This window comes from Carnimonas bestiolae (genome assembly GCF_051251145.1).
Classification (GTDB): Bacteria; Pseudomonadota; Gammaproteobacteria; order Pseudomonadales; family Halomonadaceae; genus Carnimonas; species Carnimonas bestiolae.
The window spans coordinates 1-21,063 of sequence record NZ_JBPCZK010000014.1; the positions used below are offsets into that span (position 1 = coordinate 1).

General features: G+C 59.0%; 19 protein-coding genes. 7 read left to right on the forward strand and 12 right to left on the reverse strand.

Going from position 1 to position 21,063, the window contains the following annotated elements; all coding sequences use genetic code 11:
- Window positions 1-119: 119 nt before the first annotated feature.
- On the forward strand, window positions 120-1,343 hold the full coding sequence (locus R84865_RS12710) for an MFS transporter (protein ID WP_435633091.1): 1,224 nt from the start codon (window positions 120-122) through the stop codon (window positions 1,341-1,343).
- A 133-nt stretch (window positions 1,344-1,476) separates the two neighbouring features.
- On the opposite strand, the gene R84865_RS12715 is transcribed toward R84865_RS12710, so the two are convergent.
- Window positions 1,477-3,879 (reverse strand): glucose/quinate/shikimate family membrane-bound PQQ-dependent dehydrogenase, encoded by a 2,403-nt coding sequence (locus R84865_RS12715; protein WP_435639863.1) that lies wholly within the window; start codon window positions 3,877-3,879, stop codon window positions 1,477-1,479.
- 243 nt (window positions 3,880-4,122) lie between these two features.
- Window positions 4,123-5,160: an EF-P beta-lysylation protein EpmB gene (epmB, locus tag R84865_RS12720; protein ID WP_435639864.1), complete on the reverse strand. Its 1,038-nt coding sequence runs from the start codon at window positions 5,158-5,160 to the stop codon at window positions 4,123-4,125.
- A 284-nt stretch (window positions 5,161-5,444) separates the two neighbouring features.
- Between epmB and efp the strand changes: the two genes are divergently transcribed.
- Both efp and epmA read left to right on the forward strand, forming a co-directional pair.
- On the forward strand, window positions 5,445-6,011 hold the full coding sequence (gene efp / locus R84865_RS12725) for an elongation factor P (protein WP_435633088.1): 567 nt from the start codon (window positions 5,445-5,447) through the stop codon (window positions 6,009-6,011).
- 104 nt (window positions 6,012-6,115) lie between these two features.
- Window positions 6,116-7,108 carry an EF-P lysine aminoacylase EpmA gene (gene epmA, locus R84865_RS12730; protein WP_435639865.1) on the forward strand — a complete coding sequence of 331 codons (993 nt, stop codon included), beginning with the start codon at window positions 6,116-6,118 and terminating at the stop codon, window positions 7,106-7,108.
- Between the two features lie 144 nt (window positions 7,109-7,252).
- Here epmA and R84865_RS12735 read toward each other — a convergent pair whose 3' ends face one another.
- Entirely contained in the window at window positions 7,253-8,146 is an 894-nt protein-coding gene (locus R84865_RS12735; RefSeq protein WP_435639866.1) for a hypothetical protein, read from the reverse strand.
- Between the two features lie 306 nt (window positions 8,147-8,452).
- On the opposite strand from R84865_RS12735, the gene R84865_RS12740 reads away from it, so the two are divergent.
- The gene (locus R84865_RS12740; protein WP_435633085.1) at window positions 8,453-9,559 is read left to right on the forward strand and encodes a mechanosensitive ion channel family protein; all 1,107 of its coding nucleotides are present in this window, start codon (window positions 8,453-8,455) and stop codon (window positions 9,557-9,559) included.
- Between the two features lie 81 nt (window positions 9,560-9,640).
- Here R84865_RS12740 and asd read toward each other — a convergent pair whose 3' ends face one another.
- Both asd and R84865_RS12750 read right to left on the reverse strand, forming a co-directional pair.
- Complete coding sequence (gene asd / locus R84865_RS12745; protein ID WP_435639867.1) at window positions 9,641-10,519, reverse strand: archaetidylserine decarboxylase; 879 nt, start codon at window positions 10,517-10,519, stop codon at window positions 9,641-9,643.
- Between the two features lie 251 nt (window positions 10,520-10,770).
- Complete coding sequence (locus R84865_RS12750) at window positions 10,771-11,589, reverse strand: sulfurtransferase (RefSeq protein ID WP_435633083.1); 819 nt, start codon at window positions 11,587-11,589, stop codon at window positions 10,771-10,773.
- 236 nt (window positions 11,590-11,825) lie between these two features.
- Here R84865_RS12750 and R84865_RS12755 point away from each other — a divergent pair, with 236 nt between their 5' ends.
- Entirely contained in the window at window positions 11,826-13,151 is a 1,326-nt protein-coding gene (locus tag R84865_RS12755) for an NCS2 family permease (RefSeq protein ID WP_435639868.1), read from the forward strand.
- 87 nt (window positions 13,152-13,238) lie between these two features.
- Window positions 13,239-13,559, forward strand: coding sequence for a hypothetical protein (locus R84865_RS12760; RefSeq protein ID WP_435633081.1), 321 nt, complete (start codon window positions 13,239-13,241; stop codon window positions 13,557-13,559).
- Window positions 13,560-13,627: 68 nt separating this feature from the next.
- Here the strand turns inward: R84865_RS12760 and R84865_RS12765 are convergent, their stop codons facing one another.
- The 5 genes from R84865_RS12765 to rsgA form a co-directional block, all read right to left on the reverse strand.
- The gene (locus R84865_RS12765; RefSeq protein WP_435633080.1) at window positions 13,628-14,911 is read right to left on the reverse strand and encodes an MFS transporter; all 1,284 of its coding nucleotides are present in this window, start codon (window positions 14,909-14,911) and stop codon (window positions 13,628-13,630) included.
- Between the two features lie 174 nt (window positions 14,912-15,085).
- Window positions 15,086-15,439: a YnfA family protein gene (locus tag R84865_RS12770; protein ID WP_435633079.1), complete on the reverse strand. Its 354-nt coding sequence runs from the start codon at window positions 15,437-15,439 to the stop codon at window positions 15,086-15,088.
- A 620-nt stretch (window positions 15,440-16,059) separates the two neighbouring features.
- Window positions 16,060-17,112, reverse strand: a complete 1,053-nt coding sequence (locus tag R84865_RS12775) for a 2,3-butanediol dehydrogenase (protein WP_435639869.1) — start codon at window positions 17,110-17,112, stop codon at window positions 16,060-16,062.
- Between the two features lie 325 nt (window positions 17,113-17,437).
- Entirely contained in the window at window positions 17,438-17,629 is a 192-nt protein-coding gene (locus tag R84865_RS12780; RefSeq protein ID WP_435639870.1) for a tautomerase family protein, read from the reverse strand.
- A gap of 108 nt (window positions 17,630-17,737) precedes the next feature.
- Window positions 17,738-18,745, reverse strand: a complete 1,008-nt coding sequence (gene rsgA / locus R84865_RS12785) for a small ribosomal subunit biogenesis GTPase RsgA (protein ID WP_435639871.1) — start codon at window positions 18,743-18,745, stop codon at window positions 17,738-17,740.
- 90 nt (window positions 18,746-18,835) lie between these two features.
- On the opposite strand from rsgA, the gene orn reads away from it, so the two are divergent.
- Window positions 18,836-19,402, forward strand: coding sequence for an oligoribonuclease (orn, locus tag R84865_RS12790; protein ID WP_435633075.1), 567 nt, complete (start codon window positions 18,836-18,838; stop codon window positions 19,400-19,402).
- 106 nt (window positions 19,403-19,508) lie between these two features.
- Here the strand turns inward: orn and R84865_RS12795 are convergent, their stop codons facing one another.
- On the reverse strand, window positions 19,509-19,874 hold the full coding sequence (locus tag R84865_RS12795) for a hypothetical protein (RefSeq protein ID WP_435636723.1): 366 nt from the start codon (window positions 19,872-19,874) through the stop codon (window positions 19,509-19,511).
- Window positions 19,871-20,698: an inositol monophosphatase family protein gene (locus R84865_RS12800; RefSeq protein WP_435633073.1), complete on the reverse strand. Its 828-nt coding sequence runs from the start codon at window positions 20,696-20,698 to the stop codon at window positions 19,871-19,873. Before R84865_RS12800 ends, R84865_RS12795 begins: the two co-directional genes overlap by 4 nt.
- Window positions 20,699-21,063: the final 365 nt, after the last annotated feature.

Consider the following 21,063-nt stretch of genomic DNA (forward strand, 5'->3'; position numbering starts at 1 on the left):
GGTGGAGGTCAAGGTGATGTTTACAAACATTTGGGGTAGTTGGAGAAAAGTTGTGTCCCAAGGGGGTGCGGCTTTTTCTGTTCGCACACGCTTTTTTGCTTAAAAAGGTGTCAACGTCAATGACCTCAACTCACTCTGCAGCGCCGACCCATTTGTCGGGTGGGCGCCTGATACTGGCGCTGTTTGCGCTAGCGCTGGGTACCTTTGGAATCGGTACCGGTGAATTCTCGCTGATGGGGCTATTGCCCCAGGTGGCTAGCAGCACCGGTAGCAGCGAATCGCAGGCGGGCTATCTGATTAGTATCTACGCCCTTGGTGTGGTGGTAGGGGCACCGCTGCTGGCAGTGTGCGGGGCTGCGCTACCGCGTCGGCTGCTGCTGATTCTAATGCTGGTGCTGTGCGTTATCGCCAACGTGGTGACAGGGTTCGTGAGCCATTTTGGTGGGCTGATGGTGGTACGCTTTATCGCGGGACTGCCGCATGGCGCGTTTTTCGGCGTTGCCGCACTGACGGGGGCGTCGCTGGTGGAGCCGCGTCATCGCGGCAGAGCGGTGGGGCGCGTTATGCTGGGGCTTACCTTGGCGACACTGCTCGGCAATCCGCTATCGGTATGGATTGGTCAACTGTCGAACTGGCACATGGCCTATGTGATGGTGGGCGTGATCTGCGCGGTGAGCGCGCTGCTGATCGTACTGTTTGTACCTAACGATCACCATACCCCAAGAAGCTCTCCGCTACAGGAATTGGGCGCACTGAAGAACCCTGACATCTGGCTAACGCTGGCGATTGGCGCCACCGGTTTTGGCGGCATGTTCTGTGTGTTGAGTTTCATCGCGCCGACCATCACCAATGTCAGCCACTTGTCGTCCTCATGGGTGCCAGCCACTCTGGCTATCTTTGGGGTGGGCACCATCATTGGTAGCCAATTGGGCGGTTCCATGGCCGACAAGGGCACCATGCGCGCTGCGGGCATCTTTCTGGTGTGGACGCTGGTGGTGATGGTGCTGTTTACGCCGCTGTCTTATTCGGCGTGGGCAGTATTGCCGGCAGTATTTCTGGTGGGCACCTGTATGGGGCTAACGCCGCCGCTGCAGGTACGCCTGATGGATGTTGGCAAGAACGCACAAACCTTGGCGGCATCGCTTAACCATTCGGCGTTTAACCTTGCCAATGCGCTGGGCGCGTGGCTGGGCGGCGTCTCCGCAACGGTTACCGGCAGTTGGGCGATGACCGGTTGGTCAGGCGCTATTTTGGCGCTGATCGGGCTGGCGGTATACGCCTTTGCATTGCGTCGCTCGCTGCGCAGAAAACGCGCTCGTTTGGCGGCCGAGCAGGCTGGCTAAACCATTGAGCACCGCGTTGCGCTGTGCATAACCGCAGCGTGCTTGGTTGTCTAATCACGTTACAGCTGCTCAAAAAAAGCCCCGCTCGATATCGAGCGGGGCTTTTTGTTGCTAGGTGAGTGACGCTAGCGGATTAATCCTCTTCCAACGCATAAGCGATGATGTAGTCACTCATTTTGGTACCGAAGGTACCGTGGCCACCGGCAGTAATAACCACGTACTGCTTGCCGTCCTTGCCCATGTACGTCATGGGAGTGGCATTACCCCCTGCAGGCAGGCGCGACTTCCACAGTTCCTTGCCGGTATTGATGTCATACGCGCGCAGGTAGTAGTCGAGCGTTCCGCCAAGGAACGATACGCCACCTGCGGTGGTGATGGGACCACCCAGCGCCGGTACACCCATGCTGAAAGGCATCTGCACAATTGGCGTCTGGTCGCGCGTGGTGCCGTTACGATGCTTCCAGGTGACGCTCTGAGAGCCCAGGTCGACGCCTGCGACATTGCCCCAGGGTGGTGCCTGACACGGCAGTCCGAACATTGATAGCAGCGGGCCCATTTCAACAGCCCACGGGATGCCGTTGTTCAGCTGCAGGCCTGACTCGCTCGCGGAACCTTCCAGCTTCTCGGTCAGGTTTTCCTTGTTGACCATGCGCGATACGAAGGCCAGCTTGTTCGGCGAAGTGAAGATGGCCTGGCGCGCAGGATCGACAGCGATACCGCTCCAGTTGAACACCCCTACGTTGCCGGGATAAACGATCGAACCTTGCTCGGAAGGCGGCGTGAACTGGCCTTCATAGCGCAGTGACTTGAACTTGATGCGGCACATCAGCTGATCGACCGGTGATGCTCCCCACATGTTCTTTTCGGTGAGCTTCGGTGGGATCAGGTTCAGGCGCGAACGTGCCTGGGTAGGCGCGGAGTGATCGCCGGGAACCGTTCCTTGAGGTGCCGGAAGCTCGTCGATCGGCACGATGGGTTCGCCAGTAACGCGATCAAGCACGAACAAGCTGCCTTGCTTGGTCGGCTGAATAACCGCCTGACGCATGCCGTCACGGGTGCGGACATCGGTCAGTACAGGCTGTGCCGGTACGTCCATGTCCCACAGGTCGTGATGGGTGAACTGACGGTGCCAGCGCACTTTGCCGGTGGCCAGATCCAGCGCCACCAAGCCAGCGCTGTACTTCTCATTGCTGGGCGAGCGGTGCGCACCAAACTGGTCAGGCGTCTGGTTGCCCATCGGCAGATAGATCAGGCCGTGCTCTTCATCGACGCTGAACGGTGCCCAGACGTTGGAGGAGTTGCGCGTGTAGATGCCGTCCTCGGCGATCGGCGCAGTTGCTTCGGGGTTGCCCGCGTCCCAGTTCCAGACCAGCTTACCGGTTCTGACATTGTAGGCACGGATGACACCGGAAGGCTCATCGGTGGACTCGTTGTCCGTCACGTGTCCGCCAACAACGACCAAATCCTTGGTAGTGATGGCCGGCGAAGTTGAGTAGTAGCCACCCGGCGTGAACGGACCCATGTTTTTGGTCATGTCCACTTCGCCGTTATTACCGAAATCGGTGCAGCGCTTGCCGTTTTTCGGATTCAGCGCAATCAGGCGCGCGTCGGCCGTGGCCAGGAACAGACGCTGGCGACACTGCTGCGGAGCGCCGCTATCGGCCTTGCCGTCATGCTGGTCTGCGTAAGCATCTTCGTCATGATAGGCGAGACCGCGGCAGGTCATGTGCGCCCAGCCAGAGAAGTCGTTGGCACCTTCTTTGCTGATATGCGGATCGAAGGTCCAGTTAACTTCACCGGAGGTAGCGTCAAGCGACTTGGCCTTGCTGTACGAGGTACAAATATAGAGGCTGTCGTTGATTTTCAGCGGGGTGTTCTGGTTGGTGATCTCGGGCGGAGCATCAGGACGCGGCTTGTCGCCGGTGTGAATGCGCCATGCTTCGCGCAGGTGCGAAATGTTTTCTGGAGTGATTTGCTTCAGCGAGGAGTAGTGAGTACCGGCATTGGTGCCTCCATAGGACGCCCAATCGTTGCCCGCTGCTTCAGTGGCTGGCACTTCACGTGCTTGCTTCTGCTCAGGAATATGGCCCTTGATGCTTTTCTGATCCTTGAACTGGCTCACTACCGCGACCAGTGCGCAGGCGATAACGGCAACCGCCAGCGCGGCGCTACCACCATTGCGGTGCGGGGCAAGCGATTCACGCCACCAGATGACTAGCAGAATGATGCCGAGCAGGCATAGGATCGCCACGCGAGGGACCAATTCCCACCAGTCGAGCCCTACCTCCCACAATGCCCATATCAGGGTGCCACCCAGCAGTATCGCGTAAAGCCATAGACCGAGAAGCTTGCGGCGGAATATGGCGATACCGCTGGCGATGGCGAACACGCCTGCAATCAGATAGTACCAGGAGCCGCCGAGATTAATCAGCCAGGCACCGGCAATAACAAGAAATAGCCCTAGCAGGGCAATGGCGGCACCAGCGATATACGCGGGTAACCTCCTGTGTAGTGAGAGTGGTGGAGCAGAAGACATAGTGATTTCCTAGCTAGTGCCATGATCGGACATGGCAGGGAGTGGCGCTGATAGTGCTTCTCATGAAGAGTCGGCATTCTATCGATATGCGCAAAAGTTCATTACCCGACTAAGGTAGGGGGGATTGTTAACATAAAGGCGGGGTTAAAACATTACGCCTTGATTAAGCTAGCGTTAGGAAAAGCCTGACATCAGCGTCGCCACGCAGTTAACACCCAGGCGACAGGGTAATAGCGGCGGGGCTTAGTAGAGGGGGGTTTTGCTGACTTCGCCGGGAATTTCTCTGACCAGTCTAGGCATCAGAAAGCCGGCCAGGTGTTGCCTCAATTCTTCTACTAGCTTAATGGCTTCGCGATCACTGATATCGAAATGGGCGGCTCCGGCAACGGGATCGAGCACGTGCAGGTAGTAAGGCAACACCCGTGCGTCCATCAAACGCTCCGAAAGCTGGGCGAGGGCGGCAACGCTATCGTTAACGCCGCGCAGCAGCACGCTTTGATTTAGCAGGGTAACGCCCGCCTCACGCAAACGTTGGCAAGCAGCGATCACATTGTCGTCAATCTCCTGGGCATGGTTGATGTGCAGCACCACCACCTTGTGAATGGGCAAGGGGGCTAGCCAGCCCAGTAGCTGCGAGTCGATACGATCGGGGATAACCACCGGCAAACGCGTGTGAATGCGCAGCCGTTTGATCGACTCGAGGGCGCTAAGTTGCTCGGCCATCTGGCCCAGGCGCTTGTCGCTTGAGGCCAAGGGATCGCCGCCAGAAAGAATCACTTCATTGATGTGAGGGCGCTCGCGCAAATAGTGAAGGATGTTATCAAGCGCTTGTCGAGAAGGGGTATTATCGGCATAGGGGTAGTGACGTCGGAAGCAGTAGCGGCAGTTGATGGCGCAAGCGCCGCTGGTAATCAGCAGTACGCGGTTAGCGTATTTGTGGATCAGGCCCGGCAACGGCTGGTGTTCGGCTTCCTCGAGGGGATCGCTGACGAACCCTGCGACGCTGTCGGTTTCACTGGAAATCGGCAGCACCTGACGCAGCAAGGGATCGGCGGGATTGCCACGCTCAATACGCGACAAGTATGCATGCGGAACGCGTACCTTGAACAGCGCATGGCCCGCTTCGGCGCCCTCAAGCCACGCATCATCAAGACCCAACTGCTGGCACAGCTCGCGCGGATCGCGAATGGCACCGGCAAGCTGTGCCTTCCAGTCGCGCGGTGCGGTGGTGCTAATGTCGCTGGCGATGGCCTGCACTTGAGGGTAACTTCGGGTTATCATTCACATATGTCCTGATGATTGCTGCCGACTGCGCGGGCTGTGTCTGGCGAAGGGTGGCTGCACGGACCAAACGCTCTGTGGCGCACTACCGTTGGCCGTAAGGCAGCGTGCCGCGCTGCGGCGACAAATGCTGGCTACATGCGCGGTCCCGGCGCGCTTCGCGTTGGGTTGATCGCGCTGTATCGCGTGCCAGACAGTAATCGAGCGATTTTTTTCATTATGGTGGCGGTGTCACGCCGCAATGGCAGAAGGCAGCGCAGCTGTCCGCTAATCACGAGGTGTTCATGGCAAGTTATTCTACCAACGAATTCAAGGGTGGACTCAAGGTAATGCTCGACGGCGATCCTTGCTCTATCGTCGAAAACGAGTTTGTAAAACCCGGTAAAGGTCAGGCGTTCAACCGCGTGAAGCTGCGCAACCTGAACACCGGTCGGGTGTGGGAACGTACCTTCAAATCGGGCGAGTCGCTGGAAGGTGCCGATGTTCTTGAGCTGGACATGGAGTATCTCTACAACGACGGCGAGATGTGGCATTTCATGAAAACCGACGGTTCCTTCGAGCAGTTTGCTGCCGACAAGAAAGCCGTTGGTGATAACCAGAAGTGGCTGAAAGAGCAGGTGTCCTACATCGTAACGCTGTGGAACGACAACCCCATTTCGATTGCGCCGCCCAATTTCATTGAGCTGGAAGTTACCGAAACCGACCCCGGCTTGAAAGGCGACACCGCGCAGGGTGGCTCCAAGCCTGCCACGCTTTCTACCGGTGCGGTGGTGCGCGTGCCGCTGTTTATCAATCAGGGCGAAGTGCTGAAAATCGATACCCGTAGCGGCGAATACGTTAGCCGCGCATAACGGCGATGGCTGTTTCGTTGCAACCAAGGCGGTAGCGCTTTGATAGCGCAAGGCCTCAGGCGCTGGCACTCTGCCGGCGCCGTTGCGTTTTGAAGGAGATCCTTATGTCCGTGGCCGACTGGGCGCCCAGCGCGTCACTGGATGCGCTGCGCTTTCGTGCCGATCGAGTAGCGGCGGTGCGGCAGTTTTTCGCCGAACGTCAGGTGTTGGAGGTCGATACGCCGGTATTGGGGCAGGGGGGCAGTGTCGATCCACTGCTCGACTCGCTACAGGTAGAAGCGCAGCTGTCGGGCCAGCGGCAGCGCTTATGGCTGCAAACGTCGCCCGAGTTTCATATGAAGCGGCTGCTGGCTGCGGGCAGCGGCCCTATCTTTCAGATAGCGCATGCGTTCCGCGATGCTGAAGTCGGCCAGCGCCACAATATCGAGTTCACCCTGCTTGAGTGGTACCAACCCGGCTACGGGCTCGAGCTGCTGCGGGAAGAGTGCGTTGAGCTAATTGAGCGGGTGATCGGTAAGCCGGTGTCGCTTAGCGTGCATCGCTATCGTGCGCTGTTCGAACAGTGGCTCGAGATCGACCCCTTCACCGCTGAAACAGCGCATATCGCGGCACTGGCGGCGAAGGTGGGCGGCATGGATAGCAGCGATTTTTCGCGCGACGATTGCCTGGATCTGCTGTTTAGCCACGTAATCGAGCCGCAGCTGGGCCGCGATAGCGGTGGGGCGGTGGCGCTGCTCGATGCGGTCGTCGATTATCCGGCCAGTCAGGCGGCGTTGGCCAAGAAACGCCGCGACCCGGTGGATGGCGTCGAGGTGGCGGCGCGCTTCGAGCTGTATTGGCAAGGTGTCGAGTTGGCCAACGGTTATGATGAGTTAGCCGATGCGAGCGAGCAGCGGGTACGTTTTGACGCCGACAACGCGCTGCGCCAACGTATGGGGAAACCGCAGGTTGATAGCGATCAGCGTTTGCTCGCCGCGTTAGAGGCCGGACTGCCGGCGTGCAGCGGAGTAGCGCTGGGGCTAGATCGGCTGATTATGCTAGCGGCCGGTGAGCGCAGCCTCGATCAGGTGATCGCTTTCCCGACGCCGCGCGCGTGAATGGGCCGCGCTAATGCGATGCGTACCGGCAGCGCTTTTGCCGCATAGGTAATACTCACCCAACAAACGCTGGATACTAACGCGCCGCCCTGATATCAGGACGGCGCGTTTTTTAACAACCAAGGTGTGGGTTTGCGCAGTCGGCTAGCGACACTCGCTGGGTTTGATCACTATCGGTGAGCCAATAAGACCGCCGTAGTGGTAGTGATAGTTCACCTCGACGCTGGCACCCTGCTGGCGCGCGGATTTGAAGAAAGCGCCCTGGCAGTATTCCTTCTTCACGTTGGTCGCCATTTTGGCGGTGAAGTCTTCTTCATCGATGCCCAGGGAGTCGAAGTTATCGACGTCGTAATTAACGCTGACCTTATGGGCCTTGGGGGCGTAGATAATTTTCGACAGCTGCGTGTACTGATCCACCTTGCTGGGCAGGCGTTTATTCACCTGCTGTGCCCAACCGCCCAGATCGACCTTGGCCGGTGTGCTGGGCTTGGTCTCGTGAGCGGGCTGCTCAGGAGTGGGACGCGGTTTTGTCTCCGGTTTAGATTCCGGCTTGGGCTCCGGTTTCGGCTGAGGCGCAGGGGCGCTGGTTTGGCCGTTGTTATGTGATGTGCTCGACGGTTTATCGCCCAGCCACTGCGACAGCCCAGCGCTGCCATCCTTTAGCTGATCGTTTACCCAGCCGTTTTTGAACACCAGCAGCGCTGCCATCAGCAAAAACACCACCACGGCGCTCACCGAAAAGACCTTATTGGCGCGCCCCTTGCCGCCCAGCAGGCTGGCCAGATAACCACCAGCTACCGCCACCAGCGCCGCAATAACGTAGCGCGGCAGGTAGCCAAGCATCTGCTCCAGCCCTTGCTTCCAGCCGTTACTGCCTGAACCGCTGTGCAGATAGACGGTGGCAGCCACCACCAGAATGAACGCGATAGCGAGTCCTTTGTAGCGGGAGCGAGGCGCAGCAGCTGGCGCTTTTTTCGCCCGCGAAGAGGATGATGGCTTACGTTTGGCAGTGCTTTTGGAGCGTGGCTTAGAGGTCAAGGCTATTCCCTGTGATGAAGCGAGCGTCAGGTAGTAAACAAAGGCATGTAGGGCCGAATTGAGGCGTCATGATAGCGCGATCGCCGCGTTGCTCGATAGCCCCGGAGCAGCGCCCACGAGGGCATTTGGCGCAATAACACGCTTTTCGCTATCGTAACGAGGACGTTTTTCGTACATGCTAGACGATCGTTTGTCTGGTTTCGATTACGCCAGCGCGGCAACAACAACCAATAACGCTGTGCTGAGCCTCACCGGTATCTCCCTAGCGATGCCATCTAAATCAACACCTGTGAAGAGGAAGTGCTGATGGCGTTCGATGTGATTGCGATATGGCAGGAATCCCCACTGGCAAGATTGGCAAGTTATGCCGTGGTGGCAATGGTCGTTTCACTCATACTGTCGCTAGCCGCGAGGCTGGTATTCAATCGGGTGGCCAAGGGCAAGCCGCGCCTTAATTCACTCAAGGAGCATGTCGCGGCGCCAATGCGCTGGCTGGTGCCGTTGTTCTGCTTCGCGGTCATGGTGAACTCGGCACCGCTGCTGGACGGTTTATCCTGGATGGTGCCGCTGCAGCGTCTGCTGGTATGCGCGATGATTGGCGCCGCGACCTGGCTGCTGGTTGGCATTATTAGCGGCATCGAGGCGATGTACACGATTGGCTTCGATAAGGTAGGCGACCGCTCGCAGCGCTCCCGCCGCATGCTCACCCAAATTCGCGTTCTCAGCCGCACCGCCATGGTGATTGTGACGCTGTTCGGTTTGGCCGGCATGCTGATGCTGTTTCCCGCGGTCAGGCAATTTGGCGCCAGCATGATGGCGTCGGCAGGGCTAGCGGGTTTGGCGGTTGGCTTTGCCGCGCGGCCGGTGCTGTCGAACGTGATTGCAGGGCTGCAGATCGCCATGACCCAACCCATCAGCATCGACGATCTGCTCGAGATCAACGGCGAGCCCGGCTACGTCGAACAGATTACCACCACCTACATTGTGGTACGCAGCTGGGACGACCGCCGTCAGGTGATTCCGCTCACCTACTTCATTGAGAACCCTATCTCCAACTGGTCACGCACCGACACCAACCTGATCGGCGCGATCTTCCTGTGGTTCGATTACCGACTGCCGTTGGATGAGCTGCGTGAGGAATTCTCGCGCGTGCTCGAACGAGCGCCTGACTACAACGGCCGTGAGCGCGCGCTGCAGGTGTGCGATATGAACGAGCACGCCATGCAGTTGCGTATTCTGGTGTCGGCCGATGGCTTGGATAACTGGTGGAACACCTGCTGCTTTGTGCGCGAGGCGATGATTTCCTGGGTAGCCACGCACTATCCCGAATATCTGCCCACCAGCCGCACCCGCGTGCAGGGCGATAGTCATATGCCGCAGTTGCTGAACAAGGCGTCACTACCCGCCGGATAGCGCTGGTGGATAGCTATTCGAGATAGCCCTGGCGAAAGCCTCGGCGGATGGCGGTCGCTATCGCGCCGACCGGATCGCTTTTCAGGAGGGAGTCGGTGCGGGCGCCAAGTCAGGATCGCCAATCGTGAACAGCGTATTGCCCTGACGAATGCTATCGCCCGCGCTGATGCCAGCGGCGGGCGTAACATTTTGATCGAAGCAAGCGATTACCGTCGATCCTAGCCGGAAGCGGCCCATTTCCTGCCCCTTCTCGAGTCGTACACCGTTGCTGAAATCATGGCGCTGAAGGCGTTTGCCGTGCGCCTCGACAGGGCCGCCCCATACGGTTTCGATACCGGCGACAATCATTGCGCCCACCAGCACTAATGCCATCGGGCCTGCTTCGGTATCGAAATGGCAGACCAAGCGCTCGTTGCGTGCAAACAGTTGGTCAACATTCGCCGCGGTGGTCTGGTTGACCGAAAACAGCTGCCCGGGAATATACACGGTGCGCTTCAAGGTGCCTGCGCACGGCATGTGCACGCGGTGATAGTCACGCGGTGATAGATAAACGGTGGCGAAACGGCCGTTTTGGAAAGGTGCGCTCCACTGGCTGGCACCACCGAGCAGCGTGTCGATGCTGTAGTGGCGGCCTTTCGCTTGCAGCAGTTGCCCCGTAGTGATCGCGCCCAGCTGTGACACTTCGCCGTCGGCGGGGGATACCAGATGATCGCCCAGCGGGCGTGCTTCAGGGGTGAGCGCGCGAGTGAAAAATGCGTTGAAACTTGGGTAAGCGTCGAGATGGGGTTCGACCGCATCGCTCATATCGATGCGATAGTGGCGAGCGAACTGCTGAATAAGCAGCGATTTCAGCCATGGCGTACGCGCATCCGCCAATTTCCCGGCCAGTTGAGAAAGCAATGCTTGCGGCAGTGAGTGCTGAAGGGCAATAAACAGGCGGTCGCGCAAAGAGTTGGACATGGCGTCGAGTCACGAAGGGAGCGTTAAAGAGAGGCAGTGTAACCGCCTGTTGAAGCAAGCTCCACCGCTGGCCCGAAAGATAATCCCGACGCAACTCGACGCTCTGACGGGCCGTCAGTCGAACCCGCCAAGAGCGGGCGCAGTGGCGTCGTTTCAAGGCAGTGGCGCGCTGCGGGCATGGCGGCAAAGGCTCCACGTTCGCCATCACTCGCAACGGCGGCTGGCAGGGCGGAGCCGATCACCGTGATCGGTCATGATTCGATAGGGGTATCGTCGCGGTTGCCCCATTCCTTCCACGAGCCGGGGTAGGCATGGATATTCAGCCCTAGTGCGCGCCCGGCCAGCCATGCCAGACCACTGCGGTGGTGGCTTTGGCAGTGCGTCACAATTTCCCCGTCAGGGGTGAGGCCGCGCTCTGCCAGCAGGGTTAACAGCTCGGCATTTTGCTTCAGGCGCATATGCTGCTGCTGATCCTTGAGCTCTTCCCAGTCCAGATTAATCGCACCGGGAAGGTGGCCGAGCCGCTTGTTGTTGCCTTTCTGACCATTGTATTCAGCGGCGGAGCGCGCGTCCCACACCACCACATCGTCTAGTCGTTCGAGCAGGGTGTCGCGATCAACGGCAACGTCGGGATGCTCGATAGTGGCACGGTAATCGCTGGGCGAGGCGCGATTCGCGGTGGTCTCAACCGGCCGCTGCTCGGCACGCCAAGCGTGAATACCGCCGTTCAGATAGGAGTAGTGACGATGGCCCAGCAGCTCGAGTGTCCAGAGCAGACGCCCGGCCCAGCCGCCGCCTTCGTCATCGTAGGCCACCACATGGGTGTTAGGGGTGAGTCCCAATTCCGAAAACAGCGCCGAAAGCTGCTGTTCACTGGGCACCTCGTTAGGCACTTCGCCACTACCGCGCAATAGTCGCGCGTGATCAAGATAGACCGCCCCCGGTACATGGCCTTCGCTATAGCTGTCAGCGTTAAGCGGAACGTCAATAATGAGCAGGTCGCGGTGTCCCAGCACGTTTTCGAGTTGGGCGGGTTCTGCAATCAATGGCAGCAGGGGTGAGTTCGACATTATGGGCTCCGCAAACGAGGGTCGATCAAGAGGGCGACAATCCCCTGAGCCTAGCGGTACAGCGCGCGCGATACAATGGCTGCCAAGCGGCGGGCTGTCGAAGGGGCGGGAAAAACGATTATACTGCGCATCTTTCTGCGATGTGTCGCTGCTTCATCCCGCCTGCAGGCACGTCATTCAAGCCGCTAGTACAACAACAAGGCACCGCCGTGGGCGCGTGTCGAAGGAGACCGCCTGTGCTGGACCGATTGTTTGGAATATCCCGGGAAGGCAGTACTCCGCGCCGCGAGATCGTGGCGGGGGTAAGCACCTTTCTGGCGGCCATGTATATCATTGTGGTCAACCCAACCATCTTGAGCAGCGCTCATATTCCCTTCTCGCAAGGACTGACGGCTACGGTGCTGATCAGTGCCTTCGGCAGCTTCGCGATGGGGCTGTACGGGCGCAGCCCCGTGCTGTTGGCTCCCGGTATGGGTATTAATGCGCTGTTTACTTACACCATGGTGGTGGGGGCGGGTGTGCCGCTGCCGATCGCGCTGGGCTGCGTATTTTGGGCCGGTGTGGCGTTTGTGGTGTTGGCCGTGCTTAACGTGCGCCAATACGTGATTGATGCCATTCCTGCGTCACTGCGCCATGCGGTGGCCTGTGGCATCGGGCTTTTTATCACCGTGGTGGGGCTGGTCAATGCCAAGTTTCTGGTCAGCAATTCTGCCACCGTGCTGGGCATGGCCGACCTTACTGCGCCGGTGGTGACCTTCCTGCTGGGGCTGGCAATCACCGCCGCGCTAGTGGCGCGCCGGGTGCCGGGGGCGCTGATCATTGGCATTATTCTGACCACTGTGATGGCGATACCTATCGGACGCTGGTGGGGCGATGGTTCAGCATACGCGCCTGGTCTGCATACGCTGGTGAATTTCAACGGCATTTTTGCCTTGCCTGACTTCGGCGGCCTGTTTCAGGTTGATCTGCTGGGCGCGCTTCAGCATATCTACTGGCCGTTTATCTTCGTGCTGCTATTCACCGCGTTTTTCGATGCGCTGTCTACCTTTATGGGGCTGTCGCAGGCGGCTAATCTGCTCGATGAAAACGGCGACCCGCGCAATATTCGACGCTCCATGGTCATTGATGCAGGCTCAGCGCTGGTTTCGGGGTTTCTGGGCACCAGCCCCGCCAATGCCTTCGTGGAATCTGCCGCGGGCATTAGCCAAGGCGGTCGCACCGGGCTGGTGGCGGTCACCTGTGGTGTGCTGTTTGTGCCGTTTTTGTTTTTGTCGCCGCTGCTGGCGCTAGTGCCCGCCATTGCGACGGCACCGGCGCTGATTATGGTCGGCGTTTTTATGCTATCGCCGATTCGCGCGATTGAATGGGAGCGTTACGACGAAGCGATTCCTGCCTTCATCGCGATGATGCTGATCCCGATTACCTATTCGATTACGCACGGCATTATCTTCGGCTTTTTGGCCTTTGTGGTGTGTAAACTGGCGGTGGGCAAGGCCAGCGAAATTCGCCTGACCATGTGGATTCTGGCGCTACTGTCACTGCTATTGCTGTTTATAGGCTGACCGCGCCACTGAGCCAGTAGGGCGGGTCTGCTATAATGGAGGCATCAACGCACGGAACGTTTCCGCGCGAGTCGCAAGGAGGACGTCATGCAGCTTATCAAGACCGTTCCAATCGTGGTCGCGCTGCTGCTTACCGGCTGTGCCGGTCCTGCCTATACCGGGCAAGGAGCGAATAACGCACCTACTGCCAGTGAAACACCTGAACAGCGCGCGCATGAAAAAGCGATTACGGAAGATGCCGCCAACAGTCCTGTATTTGATAGCCGCCAGGCCCCCGAGCGTCGCTCACCCTCGCTTTATGACGGTGCTCGCCGCGTGCAGGTCTATCCCACGGTGGGCTACGGAACCCATCACGGATGGGGCGGCGGCGTCGGTTTGGGGCTAGGGTCGTTCGGTGTCGGGCTGTAAGTAGTCCTGCGCCTGATTTCCATGGTTGCCGAAAGCGCTGCCTCAGTCGCTTTCCATCGGCCGCGCCTTTACTGGCGCGGCTTTCTTTTTAAGGTAAGCGCGGCCAGCATGCACAGGATGTTGGTCGCAATCAGGTACCACGCCGGGCTAACCGGATCGCCGGTAGCTTCGCTCAACCATGAGAAAATCAGCTGAGCACTGCCGCCGAACAGGGTAATCCCCAGCGCGTACACCAGCGAAAAGCCGGTCGCACGAATCTGCTGCGGAAACACTTCGCACACCGCCACCAAAAGGCCTGCGCCGCTGATGCACTGCAGTGCGGTAAAGAGCGCCACAATGCAGAAGAATAGCCCCTCACTGTGCATCCGATTGATAAGCACCAGCCCCGGCCATATCGCCAGCGTTAGCAGCAGGCGCGGCACTACAATGGTCGGCACACGGCCGTAGCGGTCGGCCATCCATCCGCCCACCAGCGAAAACACCATCACGCCAATCCCAATCAGCAGCGGCGACAGCATCGCGACGCGGGTGGGATAGTGCAGCTCGTGCAGCGCGTAGGTAGCCATGTAGTTGAGGAAGTACTGGGAAATAGTACTGCCTGAAATAATCAGGATGCCCACTACCACCCAGCGTGAATGCTGACTGAATACGCGTTTGATCAAGGCACGCTGCGACGTCATGGTGCTGTCGCAGTGGGGCGCTAGGGTGTCGCGCAGATGGCGGCGCAAGTAGATCGAAATCGGCAGGATCAACAGTCCACAAGCGAAGGGGATTCGCCAGCCCCAACTGGCGAGCTGATCATCGCTGAGCACCACGCTAAGCAGATAGCCGATGGCGCCTGCGCTGACGCCCGCCGCCCCCTGCGCCACAATCTGCCAGCTGGTAAAGAGCCCGCGACGGTGGGGGGGAGCCGCTTCCATGATAAAGGTGGTGGCTGGCCCTGCTTCACCGCCCCACGCCAAGCCTTGGATCATTCTGACCAGCACTAGCAGAATGGGCGCCGCAATGCCTAGCGTGGCGTAGTCAGGCAGTACCACCAAACCGCCGGTACCCACGGCCATTAGCACCATGGTCAGTAGCATGGCTGGCTTGCGGCCCGCCTTATCGGCATAGCTGCCAATCAGTAGCGCCCCCAGCGGTCGCACCAAAAATCCGAGTCCAAACACCGATAGCGACAGCAGCAGGCTGGCCACCGCGCTTTGTGAGGGGAAAAAGGCGTGGCCGATCATGACCGAAAAGGTTGCGTAAACGCTGAAGTCGAAGAATTCGACTGCCGCGCCAGCAGCCACAGCAATCACGTCGCGAGGGGTTACGCGCGGGGCTGAGATCGAAGAAGAGGTACTGCTGGACACAAGAACGGCTCTGAAGAAGACGGGCGGAAGCGTTGTTTAGAACACAACGCACCGCGCTGGCGCTGCGTTGATGGCCCCAGTGTAGCGGATTGCCGCTCGGCTTTGTATGAGTCGCTGTTTTAGCACCAGCCGCTGGCGATATTATTCGTTATGGGCGAACGAAAAGAGCGAGCGCTATGCGCGTGGCGCAAGTGCGATAATCGCCACGCCAATCAGGGCAACGATTGCGCCGGTGACATCCCAGCCGCTCGGCTTGATGCCATCGACCCACCATAGCCACAGTAGCGCCACCACGATGTAGATGCCGCCGTAAATGGCGTAGGTTCGGCCTGCGGCGTCGGGGTGCAGAGTGAGTAACCATGCGAATAACGCAAGGCAAACGGCAGCCGGCAGCAGTAGCCAAACGCTACCGCCCTGACGTAGCCACAGCCACGGCAAATAGCAGCCAACAATTTCTAGCACCGCGGTAAGCGCAAAAAGTAGAAAGGTGACGGCAATCTGAGTGATGCCGTTTAGCGACAGGGCCATAGAAGGGAATGCTCCGTTGTTAAACGCCGGTGGCCCTGAGCTAGAGAAAGGCCTGTAGCGAAACGATAGGTGGTGGCGCACACTTGCGCTTGCTACGTTACTCAGCGCAGGCAGGGTGCATTAGCGTGTTAAATCAAAGATAAGCGACAGCAGACGAAAAAGCGCGCCTTAAAATAGCTACCTTTAGCGTTCTCGTTCATTTGTCGCAGGCAATGCTAGTGACCAATCACCTTGCGCCTATTATTCCGGCGAGTGCCTTTGCGATGGTATCAGCAGGAGCAGGAGCAGGAGCAGGAGCAGGAGCGAACGATATGGGCAATGCATCACCCGAACAGCCAGCGTGGTGGAAATAAGCCCACCTTTATCAGGTTTATCTTCGCTCGTTAAGCGATAGCAACGGGGTTTCGGCGACATTCTCGGCATTATCGAGAAGCTTGCTTATCTGCAGGCACCGAGGGGACAGCGATGTCGGCGCGAATGGGACGACTGCCCTGCCAAATACAAAACAGGCGCTGGCAGCAAGCCGCGCCTGTTCGCGTTGGGGTATATCGATGCCCGCTAGAGGCAGGCCATGCTGCCCCTTGCCGTTGGTATCGCTAGGCAAGGGGAGAGAGCGCTGATTACTGCTCGGGAGAGACCAGAATTTTTACCTGATCCTTTTCTTTCAGCAGTGTTTCGAAGCCTTCTTCAATCACATTGGCGAGCGCGACCTTTTTGGTCACGAAGTCTTCGACCTTGAAGTACCCCTGCTCCATCAGTGCGAGGGTGGCGGGGAAGACGTTGCGATAGCCAATAATGCCGGTGATATGGCTCTCTTTCATCAGTACATTGTTGGGCAGAATCGGTGCGTCGCCTTCCCAGACGCTAACGATCATGGTTTCGCCCTGAATGCGCACGCAGTCGATGCTCTGCTCGAGCACCTTGGGTACGCCGGTAACTTCATAGGCGACATCCACGCCGCCGTCGGTGCGGGCGATAATCTCTTCTACCGCATCGACCTGCGCAGGGTCGATGACCTTAGCCCCCAGGGCGGCGGCACGCTCGCGACGCTGCGGCGACAGCTCAACCGCGTAAATCTCCTGAGCGCCAGCGGCCTTAAGTGCTTCGATCACCAACAGACCTATCGGGCCAGCGCCGAATACCGCGGCCTTATTGCCCATTTTGAAGCGACTCTGGCGTACCGCATGTACTGCGACCGAAGCAGGCTCGGCCAGTGCACCTTGCTGGTAGCTAACGCTATCGGGCAACCGATGCAGCATGGAGGCCGGCACCGAAGCATATTCGGAAAAACCGCCGCCCATGCCTGCCAACCCATAAAAGCCCATCTTGTCGCACAGGTTATAAAGCCCCTGGCGACTCGCTTTGGAATCAGGATCGTTAATGATAGGTTCGACGGTGACACGGTCGCCAACGCGGTAATCGCTAACGCCGTCGCCTACTTCGACGATTTCACCGGCAAACTCGTGGCCGAGAATTACCGGAGCTTTATCACCGGTGAGCGGGTGGGGAGTACCGACCGGAATGAAAATGGGGCCTGCCAGGTATTCGTGCAGATCGGTGCCGCAAATACCGCACCACTTGATTTTGATCTTGACGCGGCCTGGCGCAACGCTGGGTGTTTCAACCTCATCCAATCGAATGTCTTTGGTGTTATGCCATCTAAGTGCTTGCATTATTGAGGGTCCTAGAACAGGTTCAGGTTCAAACGTGTCCCCCTCACGGATCGCATCACGGCCCAGCACTGCCGCTCGCGAAAATTCGGTTATCTGACAAAATAGCGGGTCACCCACCCAACCTGAGGGTGCCCGATGCTGCTACAGTGCAACTGCCTGCTATTGTCCGCCTTAACCGAGTGCGGCTCAATTCCCCTTATGTCGCGTTGTGTGCACTGATAGAACAAGGTGCCGAAGCCGCGCCACCAAGCGGCGTACTGATCGCATCATTTGGCACACCAAGCGCCAGGCTCAGCGTACTCCCGACGGCACCGCGTTATCGTACTCAGCGCTTCGGCAGATCAACGCCTAGCACACCGCCCTTGGCATAGTTCTCACCGTCGCTTTCCTGAAAGAACACCTGCACTGCCTCCGCTGGTACCTGACAGGTATCGACAAAGGCGGCAGTAATGCGATGCGCCAGTTCGCGTTTTTGTTCGGTGCTGCGCGGGAACTGCTGGACGGTAACAATAGGCATGATGACCTCGCTAGAAGAGAGAAGGGCGGCAGAGAGTGTTTCTCAGCCATTGAGCACGCCGAACGTGTACTAAGCGCGCTACGTTGAGTGTAGAGCATATCCGCTCTGCTAACGCTCCGGATCGGCCACAATGCGGCGGAAGCTGGCGAAGCGCTCGGCGCTGATCTCTTCACTGTCGACGGCCTCGAGCAGCGCACAGCCGGGCTCGTTTACATGACGGCAGTTGCGGAAGCGGCAGTAGCCAAGATAGGGACGAAACTCGACAAAGCCGTCGGCGATGGCGGTTTCATCGAGATGCCCCAGGCCAAACTCGCGAATGCCGGGGGAATCGATCAGATCACCGCCGTCGGGAAAATGGTACAGGCGCGCGGTGGTGGTGGTGTGGGTGCCTTTGCGAGTGTCGCTGGAAAGCTCGCCAACGCGCAGTGCTTCGTTGGGCAGCAGTGCCTGGATGAGCGACGATTTGCCTACTCCCGATTGCCCCACGAAAACAGCGATGTGGCCCTTGAGCGAGTCGCGCAGCGCATCAAGCCCGCCCGCGGCAGAAATAGAAGCTTCGATAACTTCATAGCCAAGCCCTTGGTACCGCTCGAGCAGCGCTAGGGTAGAAGAGTCGCGATCGCTCAGCAGGTCGATCTTGTTAAGCACCAGTGCCGGCTGAATACCGGTTTCTTCGGCCGCGACCAGGTAGCGGTCGATCAGATTGGCGTGCGGCGCTGGCTCCACTGCGAACACGATCATGATGCGATCAAGGTTGGCCGCCACCGGCTTGAGCACGCCCTGAAAGGTGGGGCGCTCCAGCGTTGAGCTGCGCGGCAGGCGCGCCACCACTACACCGCTGCCATCGTCGCCTTCGCGCCAGCTAACGTTATCCCCGCTCACCAGCGACTCGAGATTGGCGCGTAAATGGCAGCGATGCACGCTGCCGCGCTCGCTTTCGACATCCAGGCTTTTGCCAAAATGAGCGATCACGCGACCGCGCTGCTCAGGGCCGAACTCGCCTGATTCCAGCTTCTGCTGTTCGCGCGCCTCCTGACTGGCAGCGCGCCGATTGCGTTCGGCCTGAATACGATCAATGCGCCGCTGCTGCTGGCGAGTGAGTTTGCGTCCGCTCATGCGTCCTCTGGCTAAAATGGTGGCTTGCTTGACCTGCCATTCTACAGGTTTACTCTTGTGCGGTTATCCTGATTTGGTGGAGAAGTGTTAATGCCGCACGCAGCAGAAGGAATCAACCCGGCCGACGATCGGCTTGGGTGGATTGATTTGGAAATGACCGGTCTCGATCCTAGCGTTAATCGCATTATCGAGGTGGCCACCATCGTGACCGATGGCAACCTCAATGTGATTGCCGAGGGGCCGGTGATCGCGGTGCATCAGGACGATCAACTGCTGGATGCGATGGATGAATGGAACACCCGTACCCATGGCGAGTCAGGGCTGATTGAGCGCGTGCGCAATAGCCGCGTGGATACCGCCGAGGCTGAGCGTCTGACCATTGAATTTCTGAGCCAGCACATCGGGCCAGGAAAATCGCCGCTGTGCGGTAACAGCGTGCATCAGGATCGCCGCTTTATGCAGAGCGAAATGCCGCAGCTGGCTGAGTTCTTCCACTACCGCAATCTCGATGTCTCAACGCTGAAAGAGTTGGCGAAACGCTGGAAGCCTGGCATTCTCGAGGGCTTCAAGAAGCGCGCGACGCATCAGGCGCTCGACGATATTCGCGAATCCATCGAGGAATTGCGCTACTACCGCGAGCATTTGCTGGCGCTCTAGTCGGTAGCGCATTCGAGCGGCATCCCTGCCTCTAGGCATTCGGTGGCGATTCAGCCAATGCAAGTCGCGTGTCAGGTATCGCTGCGCCGCTGCTGCGAAAGCGTGCTTACCTGTCGCGCCGGTTATCCCAATCGCCGCCGTTCAGCTTCGACTCGCTGAAGCCCAACGTGACGCGGGTGTTGCCGCGGTCAAGGTGAACGTGGCCAGCGGTGTAATGGCCTGAGGCACCGTGGCTGCCGGTCATGTAGCCGGCCTCAAGGCCGCCGTGCACATCGACACCGCGCTGCTTGGGCGGTTGCGAGATCAGCTCAGGATTGTTGTCGTTAAGCGCTGTGGGGTGTTCCGAGTGGCTGCCGTACTTGTGCGCCTCGGCCGCAAAGTCAGGGCCGGGTACGCTCAAGTCGATTGGCGCCGCAACGCATGCCAGAGGCAGCGCGAGCAGCGTCAGCAGTGCCCACCGGTGCATCGTCACGGCGCTATCAATGCCTCCCGAAGTGCTTCCCAACTGGCCTGGTCCGGGGCGCAAATCAAGCCGCCCGCCAGGTTGTCGAGGCGGTATGGCGAGCCGTCAAAGTGCGCTGAGTAGCCGCCTGCTTCCTGATGAATCAGCCAGCCAGCGGCGTGATCCCACGGCATTAGCTTGCGATAGAACGAGGCGTGGCGGTAGCCCTCCGCCAGCAGCCGGTATTCGTGAGCGGCACATAGCAGCATCGACACCGCGCTAAAGCGCCCCAGACGCGCGTTCACCTGACTCTTCAGCGGCTCGTCGAGGTGTCCGGTCGAGATCAGCATTTCGGTGTCTTCGAGCGCGACCGGCTTCGCCACCTGCAGCGGGTGGCGGCTGCCATCGGGCCACTGTGCCCAGGCTCCCTGGCCTTTCACCGCGCAATAGCGCCGCTCCGTTACCGGGTCGTAGATGATGCCCGCCGCAACTTCCCCTGCTTCGATGACCGCCACCATAATGCCGAACAGCGGTGTCGCTGAGGCATAGTTACGGGTACCGTCAATCGGATCGATCACGAACGCCAGCTTCGCGTGCATTAGCGTGTCCAGCGATGCCTGCCCCTGCGCTACGGCTTCTTCACCAATCACCATAGCGTTGTCGAAGGTGGTCAGCAGCGCATCGCTGATGAAACGCTCAGCGGCTTCGTCGGCATCGGTTACCAGATCGATGGCACTGGTTTTGGCACGAATCTCCGCCGCCGACAGCTTGCCGAAAGAGGGCATCACGATCGCACGCCCCGCCTGTTCGAGAATATCAGCAACTTCGCTTAACTGCTCTTCACTAAACGCCATGTCACCCTCGCAAAAAACTGTGGCTGATAGTTGTCACCAGCTTACCACGAGGATTGCGTGGAGTTGGTGCTGCTGGAAAAAGCGTTAACGCGCACTTCTCAGGGTGCGGTCTTCGTTTACTTTTCAGCACCACGACGGCTGTGTGTTGCGCCCGTCGGGGCTTATCCCTTGGGTCAACGGTGCATGCAGAATCCGAGGGGGCTAGCGTCTAACGAATAGCGCCCCGCACCTTCGTCTTGCTCTCCGCGCAGCATCGGGCCGCCGTGCTACCACTGCCGGTCGATGGGTAGGCGTTTGTCCAACGGTTCGCGCTGTCTTACCAACGCCGTGCGGCTTTTAGGTGTCAGCCTGTGGCTGCATTGGAG